Genomic DNA, 14,477 nt, shown 5'->3' on the forward strand with positions numbered 1-14,477 from the left:
TGTCTCTTTTTTCAGCCTTTTTTTCTTTAGCAGTTTTTGCAGGCTCTTTTTTTACATTTTTCTTAACGTCGTGACTCTTTGCCATAGTTGTACAGTTTTAATTACTATCATTTGAACCGGACAAAAGAGGAAATTATCTTATAATCCCAGTTCGGTTTTTATTTTTTCGTCAAATAGTTGGGTAAAAATCTGCTCGTTATAAATCAGGTATTTCCATTCTTTTTTGGTGAGATTGTCTGATATGGCAATTATTTTGGCCCCGGTCTTAATGTTCATGGTCTTGATTGCCGGATCATAAGATACATTTTCAGTCTTCATTGCTTTTTTGAACATATCAATATATTCCTGAATTTCCAAATTGGGTATTGCCTCATCCCAAATAATCTGCATGGTGTTGTCATGGTTGATTACAGAAAAAAACTGGTCACCAATCTTTTTGATGTCTCCAAAAGTAAAATTAGCAGGTGCATCTACCATCTTGATTTTAAATCCTTGATTGGCCTCAAAAGGTTTTTTTAGAGATTCAAGCAGGGCTTCTTTTGGAGCTATATCATATAATTTCGGATAGATCATATCCGTCATCTGTTCGTATTGGTGGCTGACGGTATAATTATAGAATTTCTGAGCATTGGCTTTTAATGAAGCCATATTCTGAGAAAAACTCTTGACAGAAATCAATAAAAACAGAGCCAGACAGACTATTTTTTTCATTTTTTTTATTTCAAATATAAATTAAAAATCCTCTGACTGTAAGCAGTGAGAGGATTTTAGGTTTTATTTATCATTTTTACTGTGCCAGATAGTCCAATATTTTTTTGGCGATTTCTTTTTGTCCGCCATCGCTACTTAAGTAGCTTCTGTCATTCGCATTTGACAGAAAGCCTAATTCCAATAAAACGGCAGGACTTTTAGTGTTTTTTAGCAGATACATTGGTGCGGTTTTTACGCCTCTGCTTCTTAGTTTAGTGTCCGAAAGTACAGAAATCAGTTCTTCTGCATGTGCTTTTGAAGCTTCAAACCGTTCGTTTTGCTCGCTTACGTAGGCTTCTATTCCATTAGCTTCCTCGTTGGTGTTTTTATTTACGTGTAAAGAAATTACCAAATCAGGTTGCAGTTTGTTGATTTTTTCAGTTCTTTCCTGCAATGAGCTAAATTCGTCATTGTCCCGGGTTAGAATAATCTCTATTTCAGTATTCCTGTTTTGAGAAGCTATCTGTTTGGCGATATTGGAAACAATCTGTTTTTCAGAATAAAATCCATGAGTAGCGCCTATGTCTTGCCCTCCATGTCCGGCATCAATAACGATTCTTTTTTTGCTTTCAGGTGTCGTAAACGACAAGATAGAAACGAGCACGGCTGCTCCTAAAAATTTCCAGGTGTTTTTCATACGTTTTAAGTTTAGGGTTAAAGCATTAACTCTACAACGATGAATGTATGAAAATATTTGCTAAAAGAGCTATAAATTTTAAAGAAAAGGTTTTTATCTTTTATCTTTTGCCAGCATCATATGTAAAATAGGATAGGGCTTTCCACAGCCGTCCACTTCAGACGAAGCCACAGTATGAAACCCGAACTTTTCATAAAAACCTATGGCCTGTGTATTGTCACGATTGACGTCTACTTTGGTAATATTTTCATTTTCTAAAGCATGGGTAAGAAGTATTTTTCCAACACCCAGGCCACGAGCTTCGGCATGAACGAAGAGCATTTCCAGATTACCGTCTGCTGTGCCCATAAATCCAAGAATCTGCCCGTTTTCATCTTTCAGGCTTTTTAATGTTACTGCGCCCAGATATTGTGGGATGAGGTTTTTATAAAATTCAAAATCTTCCTCTATAAGAAAGTCATGTGTGGCTTTTACAGACGATTCCCAAACGGAGAGTATTTTTCCATATTCCGGTTCGCTTACATTGTCCAGGGTATAGTTTGAGAGTGGCATTTTGCTTTTATGTATATTTTGTAAAACTATAATTTTAATATCTCGTCTGCCTTTTTGCAACGAATGTTCAATTCTTCACACAATTCCTTGATACGTGGCACGTCCTCTCCGTAAACAAGCATTAGCTGTATAGTATCGGCATAGCTGTCGCCAATTTCAATAAGTTCCAGTTCCGGAAATTCTTTCTGAAGTTCTGAAGAAACCCATTCGATATAATCTGCCGCGTTCAGTTTTTTTTCATACGGATAGGGAGGAAGTGCACCATCGAGTTCGTCAACAATCAATTCATGGATTTCATCAATTTTATCACCCACAATCATAAATTCGCCAATTTCGTTTGAAACGGCAAACTGTATGACACCGTCAGGGTCGGCTTCCAGAAGCCATTCAGCCTCGTTTTCTATGAGATATTGTTCCGGATTATCGACAGCCAGTTGCAAGTTCTCCCAAATTTCGTTTTCGTTTTCTATGTCAAAATCGGCTAATAGCAGATTGATGAGTTCTTTTATTTTTTTCATCTATTCTATTTTTTTTACTACGTTATCAATATCGTCAACAAACAGGCTGATGATTATTTTGTTATTTGGAAAAGATTTTTGAACATCTGATCTTAGGTTAGTGAATGCCTGTATAACTGGATATTGCGATGTAGCGCCATCTTCGACAGAAATATATATATCGTAGCTGTTTTCTATCTTTTTTACTAAAGCGTATCTCGTTGACGCATCGTCAAAAAAAGCAGCATTTTTCAAGGCTTGAGCCACATTGTTAACTTCTCTTTCAGTAATACTCTGGTCATAGACAACTTCATTGTGGGTTAGGCCATATGTTTTTGATTGAAGCTGTACATCTTCTCCAAAAACTAAAAAGCCTATAATAATTGGAACCATTAGAACCACTATCCCTATAACAGAAACTGCTATTGTCCTCCACCAGTTAAATAATTTTCCTCCAAGGCTAATATGTGGTTTTCGACATTTTTTTCTTGAAAAAATTGAACAAGAATATAGGCAATAGCTGAATAGGCTATAGGAAAGATTCGACTTGGGGCATCCGGTAATAAAAAAATAATCCCTAAAATGACACTTGTAACTATTATAGTATAAATCCAGGTTTTTTTTGCTTTTTCTGGCTCATTGAAAGCTTTGAAGTTTTCGGCCATCATATAGCCGGTTACTAAAGGCCCACCAAGGAATGTGCCTGTCCAAATCATTTTATTTTTATAAACTTTTTCTTTTGGTATTTCTAAATCTTCCAGCGTTTGTGTCATATTTGTTAGATAAGTTTTCTAATGTGGCGAAGTTATAAAAAATTATTGCCCGAAAAAGGATTGTTTCAGATTGTTATAACTGTTTTGAATGCAGAAACAGAATAGCCTTTTTATTCTATAATGCCGCGCCATTGTCTGGAAATGATGGTGTATAGACATTTTCTGTGGATATTATAGAAGGTCTGTGATTTTGTAAATCCATTTCTTTAATTCTTATGACTGTGGTGTCGTCTACTTTTGCAAGGTTTTCCAATAATATCTCCGTTTTCGTCTTTACATCAGCTTTTTGCATTAATGGCTGCTTTTGTATAGGAGTAAAAGGGATTTTATTTCCTGTAAAGCATGGCACCACTGTTATGTATGTACATAAAATGAGTGTAAGCCTGGATAGGAAATTAATTCTTAACATGATGTTTTTGTTGAAGCTTCTAGTTATTATAATGGGGCGTAGACTTGGGCTAATCTGAAACAAAGTTTTTTATTAATCGTAAATTATCCTAGCGCAAAGTAATAAGTGGTAGCTATAGCGGATAAGTGGTAAAATGCAAGAGTAAGTGATTTGAGAGTAGTAAAAATAGAAAGGGATAATAAGGTTGAAAGTCGAAAGTCGAAAGTTGAAGTCCAAAGGTTGAAAGCTAAAAAGTCAAAAGGTCATAAGGCTGGGTGCTTATTTACTCGAGTTTTCTTCGATTTCTTGTAGATAGGTAAGAAGAAAATAAAAATCTTCGATAATGGTTTGGAAGTTATCGGGTAGTATTAGATTTTTTTGGTTGAGGTAGTTGAATAGTATATAATTCAGGCTTTTTTGTAAGCTGTTAGGTGTGGTAAATTCGAAAAGATTTATGTGGCTTTGGTCTGCTGTTTTCATGTGTAATTATTTGAAAACAAAGGTGAGATATTATTTTTAAAATGTTGTCATATAGTAGGTTGACAGGAAGTGATTTGCTGAAAAAAGAAAACGCTAAAGAGAGTTTTACCGTTTGTGATTTATTTATTTTTTTAAGGTTTTGTGTTGTTTGGTAAGATAAAATTTCTTGGAACATAAACGTGAATTTACTACAAGATTCGCAATCTTGCCAAACGAGTGTTGTAAGCAGCCCGAATTAATTTTCATCATTTAATTTCTCCCACCATCTAGAATAAAACATTTTCTTTGATTTTTCCCATTCTAACTTTATCATTTGACTTGTATGAGTTGCAAGCCGATTAAATTCTTGTGAGACTAACTCTTCCTTTTCTTTTAAGCCTTTAGTTTCATGCATCATAATTTCTTTTATTCGGTCTAAGTCTTCGTCAATAGCATTGTGTAATACTTCATTTAGATTGAGATTGATTCTTATTTTGTTTTCAAAAATATGAGCTTTAACCGTTGCTTCGTAATATTTGTTAAAATATTCTGTTTCATTATCTTCACCTTTTTTCGCATGCAGATCATAAGCAAACAAGCATTCGTTGGAAAAAGCTATAAATTCACTAACATTTGTTTTAAATTCTTCGATCCACTTTATTCGAGCACTTGATATCACATTTGCTTTTACTTGATACAAGGCAATTAAACCAGCTAAAAGTGCGAGAAAAGTTGCAAATCCAACTTTTAATATCTCGGGAGAAATAAGTTCTCGCCAAGTAATATGGTACAGAATTAAAAAGGATGTTAAAACACCCAAAAGAAAACCGAGAATTATTTTGTTCATATTTTAGATAATTTGTATGTCATATTCGTGATGGTTTGCTTATAACACATGGATTTGCCAACTTCCAAGTACGAAAATTATAATTGTTTGAAAGTATTTGTATTATAAATCGTATCAAATATAAAAAATCCTCAACTGCAATCTACAATTGAGGATTTTTATTTCTATATAATCTGCCGGCTACAAATTTTCTGCAACAAAATTCTGGGAGTATTCCTTTATGCTTTGCCTTATTGTTCTAAACTGTGCTGTAATTTCGTGGTCTGTACCCACAGCTTTTGCCGGGTCAGGAAAATTGTGATGGAATTTTTTTGCTTTGGAGAGGAAGATTGGGCAACTTTCATTGGCATTGTCACAAACGGTGATTATAAAGTCAAAGTTGATGTGGCTGTATTCGTCGATGTGGTTGGAAGTATGGGCAGAAATATCAATACCGTCTTCTTTCATGATGGCGATAGCGTTTGGGTTTACGCCATGGGTTTCGATTCCGGCACTATAAATTTCAGCTTTGTTACCGGCAAAATACCTTAGATAGCCTTCGGCCATCTGGCTTCGGCAACTGTTTCCTGTGCAGAGCACGAGTATTTTTTTTGTCATAAGTTTAAACTAATAGCCAGATGATGTTGATGATGCAGAATTTTGCGTCGAAACCAAAAATTAATTGCAACACTATTACTGACGTGGTGATGATTATGGGCTTTTTATATTTGATAAGCTTTTGTTTCATATTATTAACAGCAGCCCGAATTGGGTGAACAGCCTGAGCTGTTTGCACGCAGGTCAGATAAATTAAGCTTTTGTTTTTCTGATGGAATACCACAGGCATCCTGTGCCAGGCAGGCCGTAGTTTTGTTTTTCAATACAAATGTTTTTTGGTTAAACTCCAGGTCATATTTGCCAATGGTGGTGCTTTGGTATTCTACTTCAATTTCAAAATCTCCAATGCCCAGTTTTTCTTCCGAAAGTTTAATGATGGTAAGCAGTTTATCTGGTTTTAGCCGGTGTTCGTAATCGTCTGCATTCCAAAGTTGAAAGTTGACGACTTTTTCTGTTCGGATAGTACCGCCACAGTCGATAAAATTTTTAGTAATCATACCTACTTCGGTAACATGAAAATGTTCCGGTACAAATGTTCCGTCTTCTAATTGGAATTCTACATTTTCGAGAGTGGGAAGAATTTGTTTTACTTCTGATAGTTTCATAGTTTTATTTATTTGTTTAATGCAATATTGCGATATAGATTAACAAAAAAATGCCTAACAGCATTTTGATTTTGTGACGGTTTGCACAATTTGAGAAAAGTAGGTGTTTAGAATCTCAATTGTTTTTTCATCGATGCAATAGCAGATTGTGTTTCCTTCAATGCTTCCTTTGATGATTCCGGCATTTTTTAATTCTTTCAAATGTTGCGAAACCGTTGGTTGCGCCAAAGGAAGCTCATTGACAATGTCGCCACAAATGCATTCATTTACTTTTGCCAGATATTCAATAATGGCAATTCTTGCGGGGTGTCCCAATGCTTTGGCTATGGTAGCTATTTGATTTTGCTTGTCTGTAAAATGTTCTGTTTTAGTTGCTCCCATTTTTTATAATTTAATATTGCAATATTACGATAAATAATTTCTGAAAATATATTTTTTTACTTTTTTTTAAAAGAGGTTTTAATGAGTGAGATGTTTCCCAAACGACATTTAATAATTATGAGAAAGTTTATAATACCCCAAGAAAACACAATGAGTTATATTCAATAATTTTTTCCTTTTTACACATGAGATACACAACTTAAAAGCTCAGAGCCTTAATAGCTATCAAATAAATCCCAATTGCTTCATAATACTCGTTCTGTCATAGGCCTGTGTATGTCCTGCAATTTTTCCATCTTGGATATGATAAAACGTCATGCCTTGTGCTTCTATCTTTCTGTTCGTTGCAGGCCATTCGCCTATTTGGGCGGTATTTGTTCCGGTCATAATCCAGGTGATGGCGACCACATTGCCGTCTGATATGGCCGTCCTGATGTCGAAATGAATATCAGGAAATGGACCAAAGGTATGATGCAGTCGTGTTGCAAATTCGTCATGGTTCAACGTTTTGCCTTCCCAGGGGTCTGCATTGTCAAGGTGTATGGTGTATTCCGGCGCCAGATATTTAGGGATGTCTTCCAATTTTTTTTCGTTCCAGATACGTTGCATGAATTCCCGTATCAATGTTTCGTTTGCCATTCTTATTGTCTGTTTTTACGCTCTATCTGAGCAATTAATAATTTAAAAATTTATCAAATATAGCCTCCTTACGAATCTTGCCAAAATATTTTTACGAGAATTAAAATGTTGCTATCTTGCCGCGCATTTTTAACAAACTAACTAAAAAAACGAACTAATGAAAACTAAAATTACAGCCTTTGCAACGCTGTTTCTATTTGTCCTTTTGATGGGATGTTCCGGCGGAGATGATGGCGGTTCAAATTGCGGAAAAGTAGAATCGGTTACTTTTTCTACTACCCCGGTTGCGGTAACGCTTTACTTTACTGGCGGTACTAATGCCAATTCTTTTAAGGTAGAATATGGTCCTACCGGATTCAGACAAGGAACAGGAACATCTGTAGTAACTTCAAATACCCAGATCGAAGTTACCGGACTGGTTCCTTCTACAACTTATGATTTTTATATTACCGGAATTTGTAGCGACACAGAAAACAGCACCCCTTATAAACTTTCAAGTGTTACAACACAAGCCAGTCAATGTACAGGAACTACCTCAGTACAGTTTGGTCAATTATATCCGAATGAGATTGACCTTCAATTTACCTATTCAGGCGGATATGCAGAATATTACGAAGTGGAATATGGACCGGTAGGATTTACTTTAGGAACCGGAACCAAAGCAACTACTTCTTTCGGAACCTCTTCAAAAACTCTAACAGGAATTCAGGCTTCAACAACCTACGATTTTTATGTACGTTCTTATTGTGCATCGGGTGAAAAGACTCCTTTTGTCAAATTCAGCTATACAACAATGAATGGATGTCCGAAACCTACTAATTTGTCAAGTTGGATTGTTTCAGGAAGTTGTAATAGTGGTACCGCAACCAGAGCTTTTTCATGGAGCTATTTAGCTGGTACGCCACAAAGTTATACGATTTCTATCGTTCAGGGAGCTACTGATAATCCTGCTGAAGGAAATACTTTTGTTACTTCTACAACCGGCATATCTATTTCAAATATGTTCTGTAATTGGAGGGCTTTTTATGTAAGAGCCAATTGTACAGGCAATGACAGCAGTGAATGGGCTGGTCCGTATTTCTTTTAAGAAAATTTTAAAAAAATAATAAATAAAAAAGCGGGCTTCCTTTAAAGGAAGCCCGCTTTTTTATTTATGCAAAACTTGCGTATTATTTTTTAGGAATAAACATTTCCGGATTATTCATAACCATCCATATCGCCATACCAAAAATGATCATCATGTAAATTACAATTCCTATTCCTAAGGCTAATAGTACTTTAAGAATAATATCACCGATGCTTTTTTGTGTATAATATTCCTTATAAAACCATACCATAATAAACGGATAAGCAAGGAACGTTGAGAGTGAGGTGAAAGTCACAAACATAGTAGGCGTATCTTTTAACAGGTATAAGATTGGAAAGAAAACAACAATGGAAAGGATAGTATAGTAAACCAAAGTATAGGTGTTCATAATTACATGTTCGTAATAATTCTCTCCCCATTTTTTGAATACCAGTGCTGTTACAATCGAAGCCAACGGAATTAATAGTAACATGATTATTGAGCTATAGGATGACAATATAGACATTGCATCATGCATTCCCAGCATAGGTAATTTCTGTTCTCCATAGATTTGTTGCATGTACTTTTCCATTATTACATCTGACTTGATGACTTTAAAGGAAAGGAAGGCAGAAATACCGCTCAATACAAAGGCCAGTAGAATAGGTTTGTAATGGTTAACCCTATCGCCATCGATAAATTTTTTTGCAGTTTTTCCAGGGTTTCTGGCAACATTTTTTAAGGAATAGAAAAAACCTTTATTGGTATGTACGGCCAGATATTGCACTTCATCAATCAGGTATTTACGGTCAATCCTTTTGTATTTTTTTTGTCCGCAGTTGCTGCAAAAATTTTCAGTTATAGGACGGCTGCAGTTCAGGCAATTGTTTTCCATTTTTATAAAATATGTTGGAAGTTATTATTTGGAGTTTCGCGATTTGATTTCTGTATTAAGTTGGCCAAAGCGAATATAATTTGGAAGCATCGTTAGCATACAACCCGGAATAATGGCAATAAGTGCATAATTCTTACTCTTGATAGCCACGAAAAAAAGTCCGGCACATGCTATAAGCATTACGATACTGAATGCAATCAGGACACTTTTTAGTGTATTTTTTTGTTTGTACAGTTCTTCCAGGGTTAATTCAGAGAGTTTGTTGGTTTTCATAAGATTGGAATGTTGTTTTTGCATTATGTTAAAAACATGCCAAATATAATAAATCCCCAATTGCAATTGCTAGTGGGGATTATTATTTCTAAATTAAATGGATTAGTATCGATAGCAATTATATCGTTCGACAAATATGCCAAAAAGAAAAAGACTACCTTTTTTGGTAGTCTTTTTCTATATTTATTTATTAATGCCCATTGAAACAGTATGTCATGTAGCGATTCACAAAATACGATCAAGAGTTTTTATTGTTTATTTAAAACATTATTTCCCATATTTCTGTTCGTACTGAGCAGGAGTCAAATACTTAGTGTCAGAAATTTTATTTACTTTATTTGAAGTAAATAAAGTTGTCAAAACCAATACTATTCCAGAAACAAATAGCAATAAACTTTTTTTAGTTATTAAATTTTTCATGGCTTATAAATTTTAGATGTTTATAGCTATAAAAATAAAAAAAATATTTTAAATGTAAAATAAATAGGATTACCTACCTATTTTTGAGTAACTTATTAGTTTCTGTAATTAAATCCTTCATCAATTCATCAGCCTTATGATATTTTAAGGTTGCAGTGTTTTGTCCAGACCAAAAGTTGATCATGTCTGTTCTTCCTTGTGCCAGAGCAGCTATTCTTAAAGGCGCTATCAATTTGGTTTGTAAAGGAAAAGGTAATACTTCAGTTTCAAATTTTACTTCGTCAGCTATTTTGTTGGCAACCATTCTGCCCATTCTTCCTGTGAGTGATTTTGAAAGAACTGTATGTTTTGGACAGCCGGAAAGCAATACCTCTTTATGTAGAGGAGTAGCGCCTGATTCGTCAGTAACAAGGAAAGCAGTGCCTAACTGAACAGCATCTGCTCCCAGCATCAGTGCCGCGGCAATACCTTTGGCATCTGTAATTCCTCCGGCAGCAATGATAGGTGTAATTGTTTTTGCTTTTAGTTGCTGAATAAGTGTAAAGAGTCCGGTCTGAGAATCCTGAGCCGGTCTAAGAAAAGATGGACGATGGCCTCCGGCCTCAAATCCGGAAGCTACAATGGCATCAACTCTGGCTTCTTCTAATGCCAATGCTTCATCGAGTGTTGTTGCTGCACCTATTGTTTTGATGCCCAGCCTGCGTGCTTCTGCAAGAATTTCTTGGGAAGGTATGCCAAATATAAAACTAAACACAGCCGGGCGAATTTCAAACAAAACTTCTACCTGTTTTTCAAATTTGGAAGGAATGTCTGTTGATAATTCCGGCAATGGAATATTCAATTCGTCAAAATAAGGCTTAAATAGTGCCTTTACCTTGTCTAAAGATTCTTTTGGATAATCAGCCAGACTTTTATCTACATCAGATACCCATAAATTAATATTATAAGGCTTATCGGTTTTTGTTTTTATGGCTTTTCCAGCTTCTCTAATCTCTTCAGGAGATAGAGTATAGGCTCCAAAGCTCCCTAATCCGCCTGCATTGGAAACGGTGGCAAGAAGTTCTGCAGTCGAAAAACCACCACCCATAGGACCTTGCAATATCGGGTATTGGATGCCTAGTAATTCTGTTATTTTGGTTTTATTCCACATGATTTATTCCTTTACGTGTGTCAATAGTTTGTTAACGATAACCCATTTTCCGTCAATCAAAGACAGGCTGAGCAGGTCGTAATAATTGTATTCAAAAATAGGAACGTGGGTTTTCGCAACGGCAATAGTGTTGATGACTTCTATGGATATTATTTCCATACCAAATTTGGCTCCCAATTCATTCGGACTTTTGCGGTTTTTTACACCTTCTAAATACTGTTCCAGTGTTTTAAAATAGAGTTCGCCATTTATATCGCCCGATAAAAATGCCATCGGGTGGAAAACACTTCGGAGTAAATTGATGTCACCTACAAAAATACCATTAAAATAATCTTCCAGTACGAAAGTTATCAGTTTTCTGCCTTCGTTTATATTTCTCATCTTTTCTATTTTTAGTGATTAAGCGATGCGATGTCCGGCTACATGACCGCCATCCAGATTGATGATTTCTCCGGTTACAAAATTACTTTCAGCAAGATATAAGGCCAGTTCTGCTACGTCTTGTGTTTCGCCAATACGGTTGAGCAGATGTAATCCTGCCAGATGATCAGCATCAGCAACTCCTATTTTTGATTGCAATGGACTTCGTATTATCCCTGGCGCTATAGTATTGACACGAATATTATTTCTTCCAAATTCAGCAGCAAGCTGTTTCGTAAGTGCATGAATGCCACCTTTGCTTGAAATGGGGGCGGTTGCCGGAAAACCGTCAATGGCATGGTCAACCAATACGGTACCGATGTTAATAATAGCTCCTCCGTTTTGAGTAAGCATTTGCCTGATGGCGGCCTGACTTGTAAAAAAAGTTCCTTTCAGGTTGATGTCTAAAAAACGGTCTAAATCTTTTTCTTCCACTTCCAGGAAAGGTTTGGGTTGGAAAACTCCGGCATTATTTATCAAAACATCTGCACTTCCAAAGTGTTTGATCGCTGTTTCGATAAGTTGTTTTCCTACCGATATATCGCTTATATCTCCCGTTACAGAAACGAGACTTTCTTTATGTCCCAATTTTTTTTGAGCATTTTCAAGATTGGCTGCATTCGCAGAATTGATTACCACATTATATCCTTTTTCTAAAAATAACTTTGCTATAGATTTTCCAATTCCGGTTGATGCACCTGTTATTATTGCTGTTTTTGTTTTCATTGTTACTGATTTAAGAATTGTTTTTTTGTGCTGTTATACCTTTTTCACGGAGAACCGAAACTTGTTCTCCGGCAAAGCCCCAATTGTCAAGTTCTATTTCCTGTAGGACTATATGAGTAAGATTGGGGTCTTTGCCTAATATATCGCTCATGAGATTTGTTACGCCGGCAATCAATTGCTGTTTCTTTTCTCGTGTAACGCCTTCGCGGGTTACTTCAATTTTTACATAGGGCATGGTCTTGTACTTTAAATAGTTATTAATTTATAGTACAAAGGAAAGAAGGAATTTTAGGAAGGATGAGTGACATAGGTCACATTCCGTAGCAGGCTATTTTGAAGAATTGTACAACCTGCTCAGGGTTTCTCTTGAAACACCCAGATAGGCCGCAATCAGATGCTTCGGAACCATATTATAGAGGGCAGGGTAGAGTGCCAGGAGTTCTTCATATCGGGTCTTGGCATCGTTATTCATGAAAGAAAGAAGTCTTTTTTGAGCTGCGACATAACCTTTATTGGTTCGCCATCTGAAAAAATATTCGGCCTGGTGCAATTCACTGCATAATTTCTCTCTGGCTTCATTAGTAATTGAAAGGACTTCAGCGTCTGAAATACAGTCAATAGTGATGGTGGCTTTGGTTTTGTTGTATAAAGCGGCATAGTCTGACGTCCACCAGGTAGGCATCGTAAATTGAAGGATATGCATTTTTATGTTGTCGTTCATGAAAAACGTTTTCAGGCAGCCGGAAAGGACAAAATATTCTTTGTCAACATCGTCACCCTCGTTGACAATAACCTGACCTTTTTTAAAAGATTCAGCTTTGAAATGCGAAAAGAAATGTTCAAACTCCTCTTCTGATAAGGAAGCAGTTTTTGCAATATGCTGTTTTAAGATTTCCTTGCCTTCCATTTTAATATGTTTATTATGGATATGACCTTTGTTTTTGAAATTGCTATACTATTGTTCTTTTATTGTATCCAATAAATCATCCAGTTGGCTGAAACGGCTTTCCCAGATTTTTTTGAACTGTTCGAGCCATTTGTCTATTTCTTTCATCTTGTCGATTTCAAGCTGGTAATAAATTTCCCTGCCTTGATGTTCTGGTTTTACCAATTCGCATTCAGCCAATATTTTAAGATGTTTTGAGACAGCCTGACGTGTAGTGTCAAAATGTTCTGCCAGGGCATTGGGGGTCATGGGCTGTAAAGCAATCATGGCGATAATGGCTCGTCTTGTGGGGTCAGCAATAGCCTGGAAAATATCTCTTCTCATTATTGTCTTAATTTGATAATCAGTAGAAGCAACTAATTGGTTGCAAATTTAAATGCAACTTTTCGGTATCACAAATGTTTTAATGTTTATTTTAATGAATGGTTATGGTTAGCGGGTAAATAATTGAGCAAAAGCACTAATGTGTTCGTCAGGATCTAAAAAATAACACACCCTGTCTCTCGGGTTTTTGTTTTTAATGGGTTGCTCTGTTGGTCAGTCGTCTATAGAGGTGATTTGTATCAGCCGGATTGTTTCATGGTTTAATTATTATAATGAAACTATGACTTAAAAAACTCGCCAAAATGCCATAATATGCCCGACGGGTCATGAAGAAAACACTCTCTACCCCAATCGTGATTGCGGATAGGAACGAGTTTTGCATTTTTGTATTTTGAAGTAAGGTCTAAGGACAAAAGATTGTCCCAACAGGCCTGTACATCTTCTACTTCTAAAAAAATCATCGTATTGTCTATCCAATCTTTTACGTAAGCATCCTGCAAGTAAAACCCTAAACCTTCCTGTGTTTTGAAAAAAGACATATTAGGAAACAATACGACTTCTTCAAAACCTAAATCCTTGTAAAAGCTACGGGATATTTCAAAATTTTCAGCTCCGATGAACGGACGAATTGAAGTAGTTTTAATTTTCATGACTTTCTTTTTCTATAAATTTAGTGAAATTCTTTGCATTTGTCAGAAGAAGATAACCAATTATGATTTTTATAAAATGATAAATAAGCCATCCTGTTTGCGGATAATCTTTCAAAAGTTCTTTCTGTTGCAAAAAGGTGATTAGGGTTGAACAAAAACTTGGCAGGCTTTCTATCAATATTAATGCGCCTATTATAATTATTGAAATAGTTAGGACAGTTGTGCTTTTGATTGTAATATCTATTCTTTCTTCTTTGAAATTATCTTTGAGTTTTAGCCTCTCAATAATCCAGCCTGTTTTAAAAAGGAATAGCCATATTATAATTACCAAAATAATGATAGTCGTACAAGACATTACTAAAAGTAATAACAAGCTTTGAAAATCAATACTTCCATTGATAGAAGAAATCATTGAAAAAAATTGAGGGACTACAGAAATGCAACTAAATAATAACCATAATCCTATGGTTTTAAGGAGCAAT

Annotated in this window: 24 protein-coding genes; 1 reads left to right on the forward strand and 23 read right to left on the reverse strand. The window is 35.7% G+C overall.

Going from position 1 to position 14,477, the window contains the following annotated elements; translation table 11 throughout:
- Positions 1–138: 138 nt before the first annotated feature.
- The 12 genes from ASG38_RS09590 to ASG38_RS09645 form a co-directional block, all read right to left on the reverse strand.
- Entirely contained in the window at positions 139–711 is a 573-nt protein-coding gene (locus tag ASG38_RS09590; RefSeq protein ID WP_056069775.1) for a hypothetical protein, read from the reverse strand.
- Between the two features lie 76 nt (positions 712–787).
- The gene (locus ASG38_RS09595) at positions 788–1,387 is read right to left on the reverse strand and encodes an N-acetylmuramoyl-L-alanine amidase (RefSeq protein WP_056069778.1); all 600 of its coding nucleotides are present in this window, start codon (positions 1,385–1,387) and stop codon (positions 788–790) included.
- Between the two features lie 93 nt (positions 1,388–1,480).
- Positions 1,481–1,939 carry a GNAT family N-acetyltransferase gene (locus tag ASG38_RS09600; protein ID WP_056069782.1) on the reverse strand — a complete coding sequence of 153 codons (459 nt, stop codon included), beginning with the start codon at positions 1,937–1,939 and terminating at the stop codon, positions 1,481–1,483.
- Between the two features lie 26 nt (positions 1,940–1,965).
- Positions 1,966–2,457 carry a hypothetical protein gene (locus tag ASG38_RS09605; protein WP_056069786.1) on the reverse strand — a complete coding sequence of 164 codons (492 nt, stop codon included), beginning with the start codon at positions 2,455–2,457 and terminating at the stop codon, positions 1,966–1,968.
- Positions 2,458–2,829 (reverse strand): hypothetical protein, encoded by a 372-nt coding sequence (locus tag ASG38_RS09610; protein WP_056069789.1) that lies wholly within the window; start codon positions 2,827–2,829, stop codon positions 2,458–2,460.
- Positions 2,830–2,858: 29 nt separating this feature from the next.
- On the reverse strand, positions 2,859–3,209 hold the full coding sequence (locus ASG38_RS09615; RefSeq protein WP_056069792.1) for a hypothetical protein: 351 nt from the start codon (positions 3,207–3,209) through the stop codon (positions 2,859–2,861).
- Between the two features lie 667 nt (positions 3,210–3,876).
- The gene (locus ASG38_RS09620) at positions 3,877–4,077 is read right to left on the reverse strand and encodes a hypothetical protein (protein ID WP_056069795.1); all 201 of its coding nucleotides are present in this window, start codon (positions 4,075–4,077) and stop codon (positions 3,877–3,879) included.
- Positions 4,078–4,312: 235 nt separating this feature from the next.
- Positions 4,313–4,903: a hypothetical protein gene (locus ASG38_RS09625; RefSeq protein ID WP_056069798.1), complete on the reverse strand. Its 591-nt coding sequence runs from the start codon at positions 4,901–4,903 to the stop codon at positions 4,313–4,315.
- Between the two features lie 180 nt (positions 4,904–5,083).
- Positions 5,084–5,500, reverse strand: coding sequence for an arsenate reductase ArsC (locus ASG38_RS09630; RefSeq protein WP_056069800.1), 417 nt, complete (start codon positions 5,498–5,500; stop codon positions 5,084–5,086).
- A 134-nt stretch (positions 5,501–5,634) separates the two neighbouring features.
- Positions 5,635–6,105 carry a DUF6428 family protein gene (locus ASG38_RS09635; RefSeq protein ID WP_056069803.1) on the reverse strand — a complete coding sequence of 157 codons (471 nt, stop codon included), beginning with the start codon at positions 6,103–6,105 and terminating at the stop codon, positions 5,635–5,637.
- A gap of 54 nt (positions 6,106–6,159) precedes the next feature.
- Positions 6,160–6,486, reverse strand: a complete 327-nt coding sequence (locus ASG38_RS09640; RefSeq protein WP_056069806.1) for a helix-turn-helix transcriptional regulator — start codon at positions 6,484–6,486, stop codon at positions 6,160–6,162.
- A 225-nt stretch (positions 6,487–6,711) separates the two neighbouring features.
- Positions 6,712–7,125, reverse strand: a complete 414-nt coding sequence (locus ASG38_RS09645) for an ester cyclase (RefSeq protein ID WP_056069809.1) — start codon at positions 7,123–7,125, stop codon at positions 6,712–6,714.
- A gap of 157 nt (positions 7,126–7,282) precedes the next feature.
- On the opposite strand from ASG38_RS09645, the gene ASG38_RS09650 reads away from it, so the two are divergent.
- On the forward strand, positions 7,283–8,212 hold the full coding sequence (locus tag ASG38_RS09650) for a hypothetical protein (protein WP_056069812.1): 930 nt from the start codon (positions 7,283–7,285) through the stop codon (positions 8,210–8,212).
- A gap of 82 nt (positions 8,213–8,294) precedes the next feature.
- Here the strand turns inward: ASG38_RS09650 and ASG38_RS09655 are convergent, their stop codons facing one another.
- From ASG38_RS09655 to ASG38_RS09700, 11 genes are all read right to left on the reverse strand, one after another.
- Positions 8,295–9,086, reverse strand: coding sequence for a DUF3667 domain-containing protein (locus ASG38_RS09655; protein ID WP_056069815.1), 792 nt, complete (start codon positions 9,084–9,086; stop codon positions 8,295–8,297).
- A 24-nt stretch (positions 9,087–9,110) separates the two neighbouring features.
- Positions 9,111–9,359: a hypothetical protein gene (locus ASG38_RS09660; protein ID WP_157486135.1), complete on the reverse strand. Its 249-nt coding sequence runs from the start codon at positions 9,357–9,359 to the stop codon at positions 9,111–9,113.
- 267 nt (positions 9,360–9,626) lie between these two features.
- Positions 9,627–9,779: a hypothetical protein gene (locus tag ASG38_RS17705; protein WP_157486136.1), complete on the reverse strand. Its 153-nt coding sequence runs from the start codon at positions 9,777–9,779 to the stop codon at positions 9,627–9,629.
- A gap of 73 nt (positions 9,780–9,852) precedes the next feature.
- Positions 9,853–10,929, reverse strand: a complete 1,077-nt coding sequence (locus tag ASG38_RS09665; RefSeq protein ID WP_056069822.1) for a nitronate monooxygenase family protein — start codon at positions 10,927–10,929, stop codon at positions 9,853–9,855.
- Positions 10,930–10,932: 3 nt separating this feature from the next.
- On the reverse strand, positions 10,933–11,310 hold the full coding sequence (locus tag ASG38_RS09670; protein WP_056069825.1) for a nuclear transport factor 2 family protein: 378 nt from the start codon (positions 11,308–11,310) through the stop codon (positions 10,933–10,935).
- Between the two features lie 18 nt (positions 11,311–11,328).
- Positions 11,329–12,075 (reverse strand): SDR family NAD(P)-dependent oxidoreductase, encoded by a 747-nt coding sequence (locus ASG38_RS09675; protein WP_056069828.1) that lies wholly within the window; start codon positions 12,073–12,075, stop codon positions 11,329–11,331.
- A gap of 10 nt (positions 12,076–12,085) precedes the next feature.
- Entirely contained in the window at positions 12,086–12,310 is a 225-nt protein-coding gene (locus tag ASG38_RS09680) for a 4-oxalocrotonate tautomerase family protein (RefSeq protein WP_056069830.1), read from the reverse strand.
- A 93-nt stretch (positions 12,311–12,403) separates the two neighbouring features.
- The gene (locus ASG38_RS09685; protein ID WP_056069833.1) at positions 12,404–12,982 is read right to left on the reverse strand and encodes a Crp/Fnr family transcriptional regulator; all 579 of its coding nucleotides are present in this window, start codon (positions 12,980–12,982) and stop codon (positions 12,404–12,406) included.
- Positions 12,983–13,030: 48 nt separating this feature from the next.
- A complete protein-coding gene (locus ASG38_RS09690; protein WP_056069836.1) occupies positions 13,031–13,345 on the reverse strand; it encodes a helix-turn-helix transcriptional regulator in 315 nt (104 codons plus the stop codon).
- Positions 13,346–13,623: 278 nt separating this feature from the next.
- Positions 13,624–13,995 (reverse strand): glyoxalase, encoded by a 372-nt coding sequence (locus ASG38_RS09695; RefSeq protein ID WP_056069838.1) that lies wholly within the window; start codon positions 13,993–13,995, stop codon positions 13,624–13,626.
- Complete coding sequence (locus ASG38_RS09700) at positions 13,985–14,407, reverse strand: hypothetical protein (RefSeq protein WP_056069842.1); 423 nt, start codon at positions 14,405–14,407, stop codon at positions 13,985–13,987. Before ASG38_RS09700 ends, ASG38_RS09695 begins: the two co-directional genes overlap by 11 nt.
- Positions 14,408–14,477 lie beyond the last annotated feature (70 nt).

The organism is Flavobacterium sp. Leaf359 (assembly GCF_001423985.1).
Classification (GTDB): Bacteria; Bacteroidota; Bacteroidia; order Flavobacteriales; family Flavobacteriaceae; genus Flavobacterium; species Flavobacterium lindanitolerans.

Coding starts and splice junctions, on each gene's coding strand:
- ASG38_RS09590 (WP_056069775.1), bottom strand. CDS start 711: ATGAAAAAAATAGTCTGTCTGGCTCTGTTTTTATTGATTTCTGTCAAG.
- ASG38_RS09595 (WP_056069778.1), bottom strand. CDS start 1,387: ATGAAAAACACCTGGAAATTTTTAGGAGCAGCCGTGCTCGTTTCTATC.
- ASG38_RS09600 (WP_056069782.1), bottom strand. CDS start 1,939: ATGCCACTCTCAAACTATACCCTGGACAATGTAAGCGAACCGGAATAT.
- ASG38_RS09605 (WP_056069786.1), bottom strand. CDS start 2,457: ATGAAAAAAATAAAAGAACTCATCAATCTGCTATTAGCCGATTTTGAC.
- ASG38_RS09610 (WP_056069789.1), bottom strand. CDS start 2,829: ATGGTTCCAATTATTATAGGCTTTTTAGTTTTTGGAGAAGATGTACAG.
- ASG38_RS09615 (WP_056069792.1), bottom strand. CDS start 3,209: ATGACACAAACGCTGGAAGATTTAGAAATACCAAAAGAAAAAGTTTAT.
- ASG38_RS09620 (WP_056069795.1), bottom strand. CDS start 4,077: ATGAAAACAGCAGACCAAAGCCACATAAATCTTTTCGAATTTACCACA.
- ASG38_RS09625 (WP_056069798.1), bottom strand. CDS start 4,903: ATGAACAAAATAATTCTCGGTTTTCTTTTGGGTGTTTTAACATCCTTT.
- ASG38_RS09630 (WP_056069800.1), bottom strand. CDS start 5,500: ATGACAAAAAAAATACTCGTGCTCTGCACAGGAAACAGTTGCCGAAGC.
- ASG38_RS09635 (WP_056069803.1), bottom strand. CDS start 6,105: ATGAAACTATCAGAAGTAAAACAAATTCTTCCCACTCTCGAAAATGTA.
- ASG38_RS09640 (WP_056069806.1), bottom strand. CDS start 6,486: ATGGGAGCAACTAAAACAGAACATTTTACAGACAAGCAAAATCAAATA.
- ASG38_RS09645 (WP_056069809.1), bottom strand. CDS start 7,125: ATGGCAAACGAAACATTGATACGGGAATTCATGCAACGTATCTGGAAC.
- ASG38_RS09650 (WP_056069812.1), top strand. CDS start 7,283: ATGAAAACTAAAATTACAGCCTTTGCAACGCTGTTTCTATTTGTCCTT.
- ASG38_RS09655 (WP_056069815.1), bottom strand. CDS start 9,086: ATGGAAAACAATTGCCTGAACTGCAGCCGTCCTATAACTGAAAATTTT.
- ASG38_RS09660 (WP_157486135.1), bottom strand. CDS start 9,359: ATGAAAACCAACAAACTCTCTGAATTAACCCTGGAAGAACTGTACAAA.
- ASG38_RS17705 (WP_157486136.1), bottom strand. CDS start 9,779: ATGAAAAATTTAATAACTAAAAAAAGTTTATTGCTATTTGTTTCTGGA.
- ASG38_RS09665 (WP_056069822.1), bottom strand. CDS start 10,929: ATGTGGAATAAAACCAAAATAACAGAATTACTAGGCATCCAATACCCG.
- ASG38_RS09670 (WP_056069825.1), bottom strand. CDS start 11,310: ATGAGAAATATAAACGAAGGCAGAAAACTGATAACTTTCGTACTGGAA.
- ASG38_RS09675 (WP_056069828.1), bottom strand. CDS start 12,075: ATGAAAACAAAAACAGCAATAATAACAGGTGCATCAACCGGAATTGGA.
- ASG38_RS09680 (WP_056069830.1), bottom strand. CDS start 12,310: ATGCCCTATGTAAAAATTGAAGTAACCCGCGAAGGCGTTACACGAGAA.
- ASG38_RS09685 (WP_056069833.1), bottom strand. CDS start 12,982: ATGGAAGGCAAGGAAATCTTAAAACAGCATATTGCAAAAACTGCTTCC.
- ASG38_RS09690 (WP_056069836.1), bottom strand. CDS start 13,345: ATGAGAAGAGATATTTTCCAGGCTATTGCTGACCCCACAAGACGAGCC.
- ASG38_RS09695 (WP_056069838.1), bottom strand. CDS start 13,995: ATGAAAATTAAAACTACTTCAATTCGTCCGTTCATCGGAGCTGAAAAT.
- ASG38_RS09700 (WP_056069842.1), bottom strand. CDS start 14,407: ATGATTTCTTCTATCAATGGAAGTATTGATTTTCAAAGCTTGTTATTA.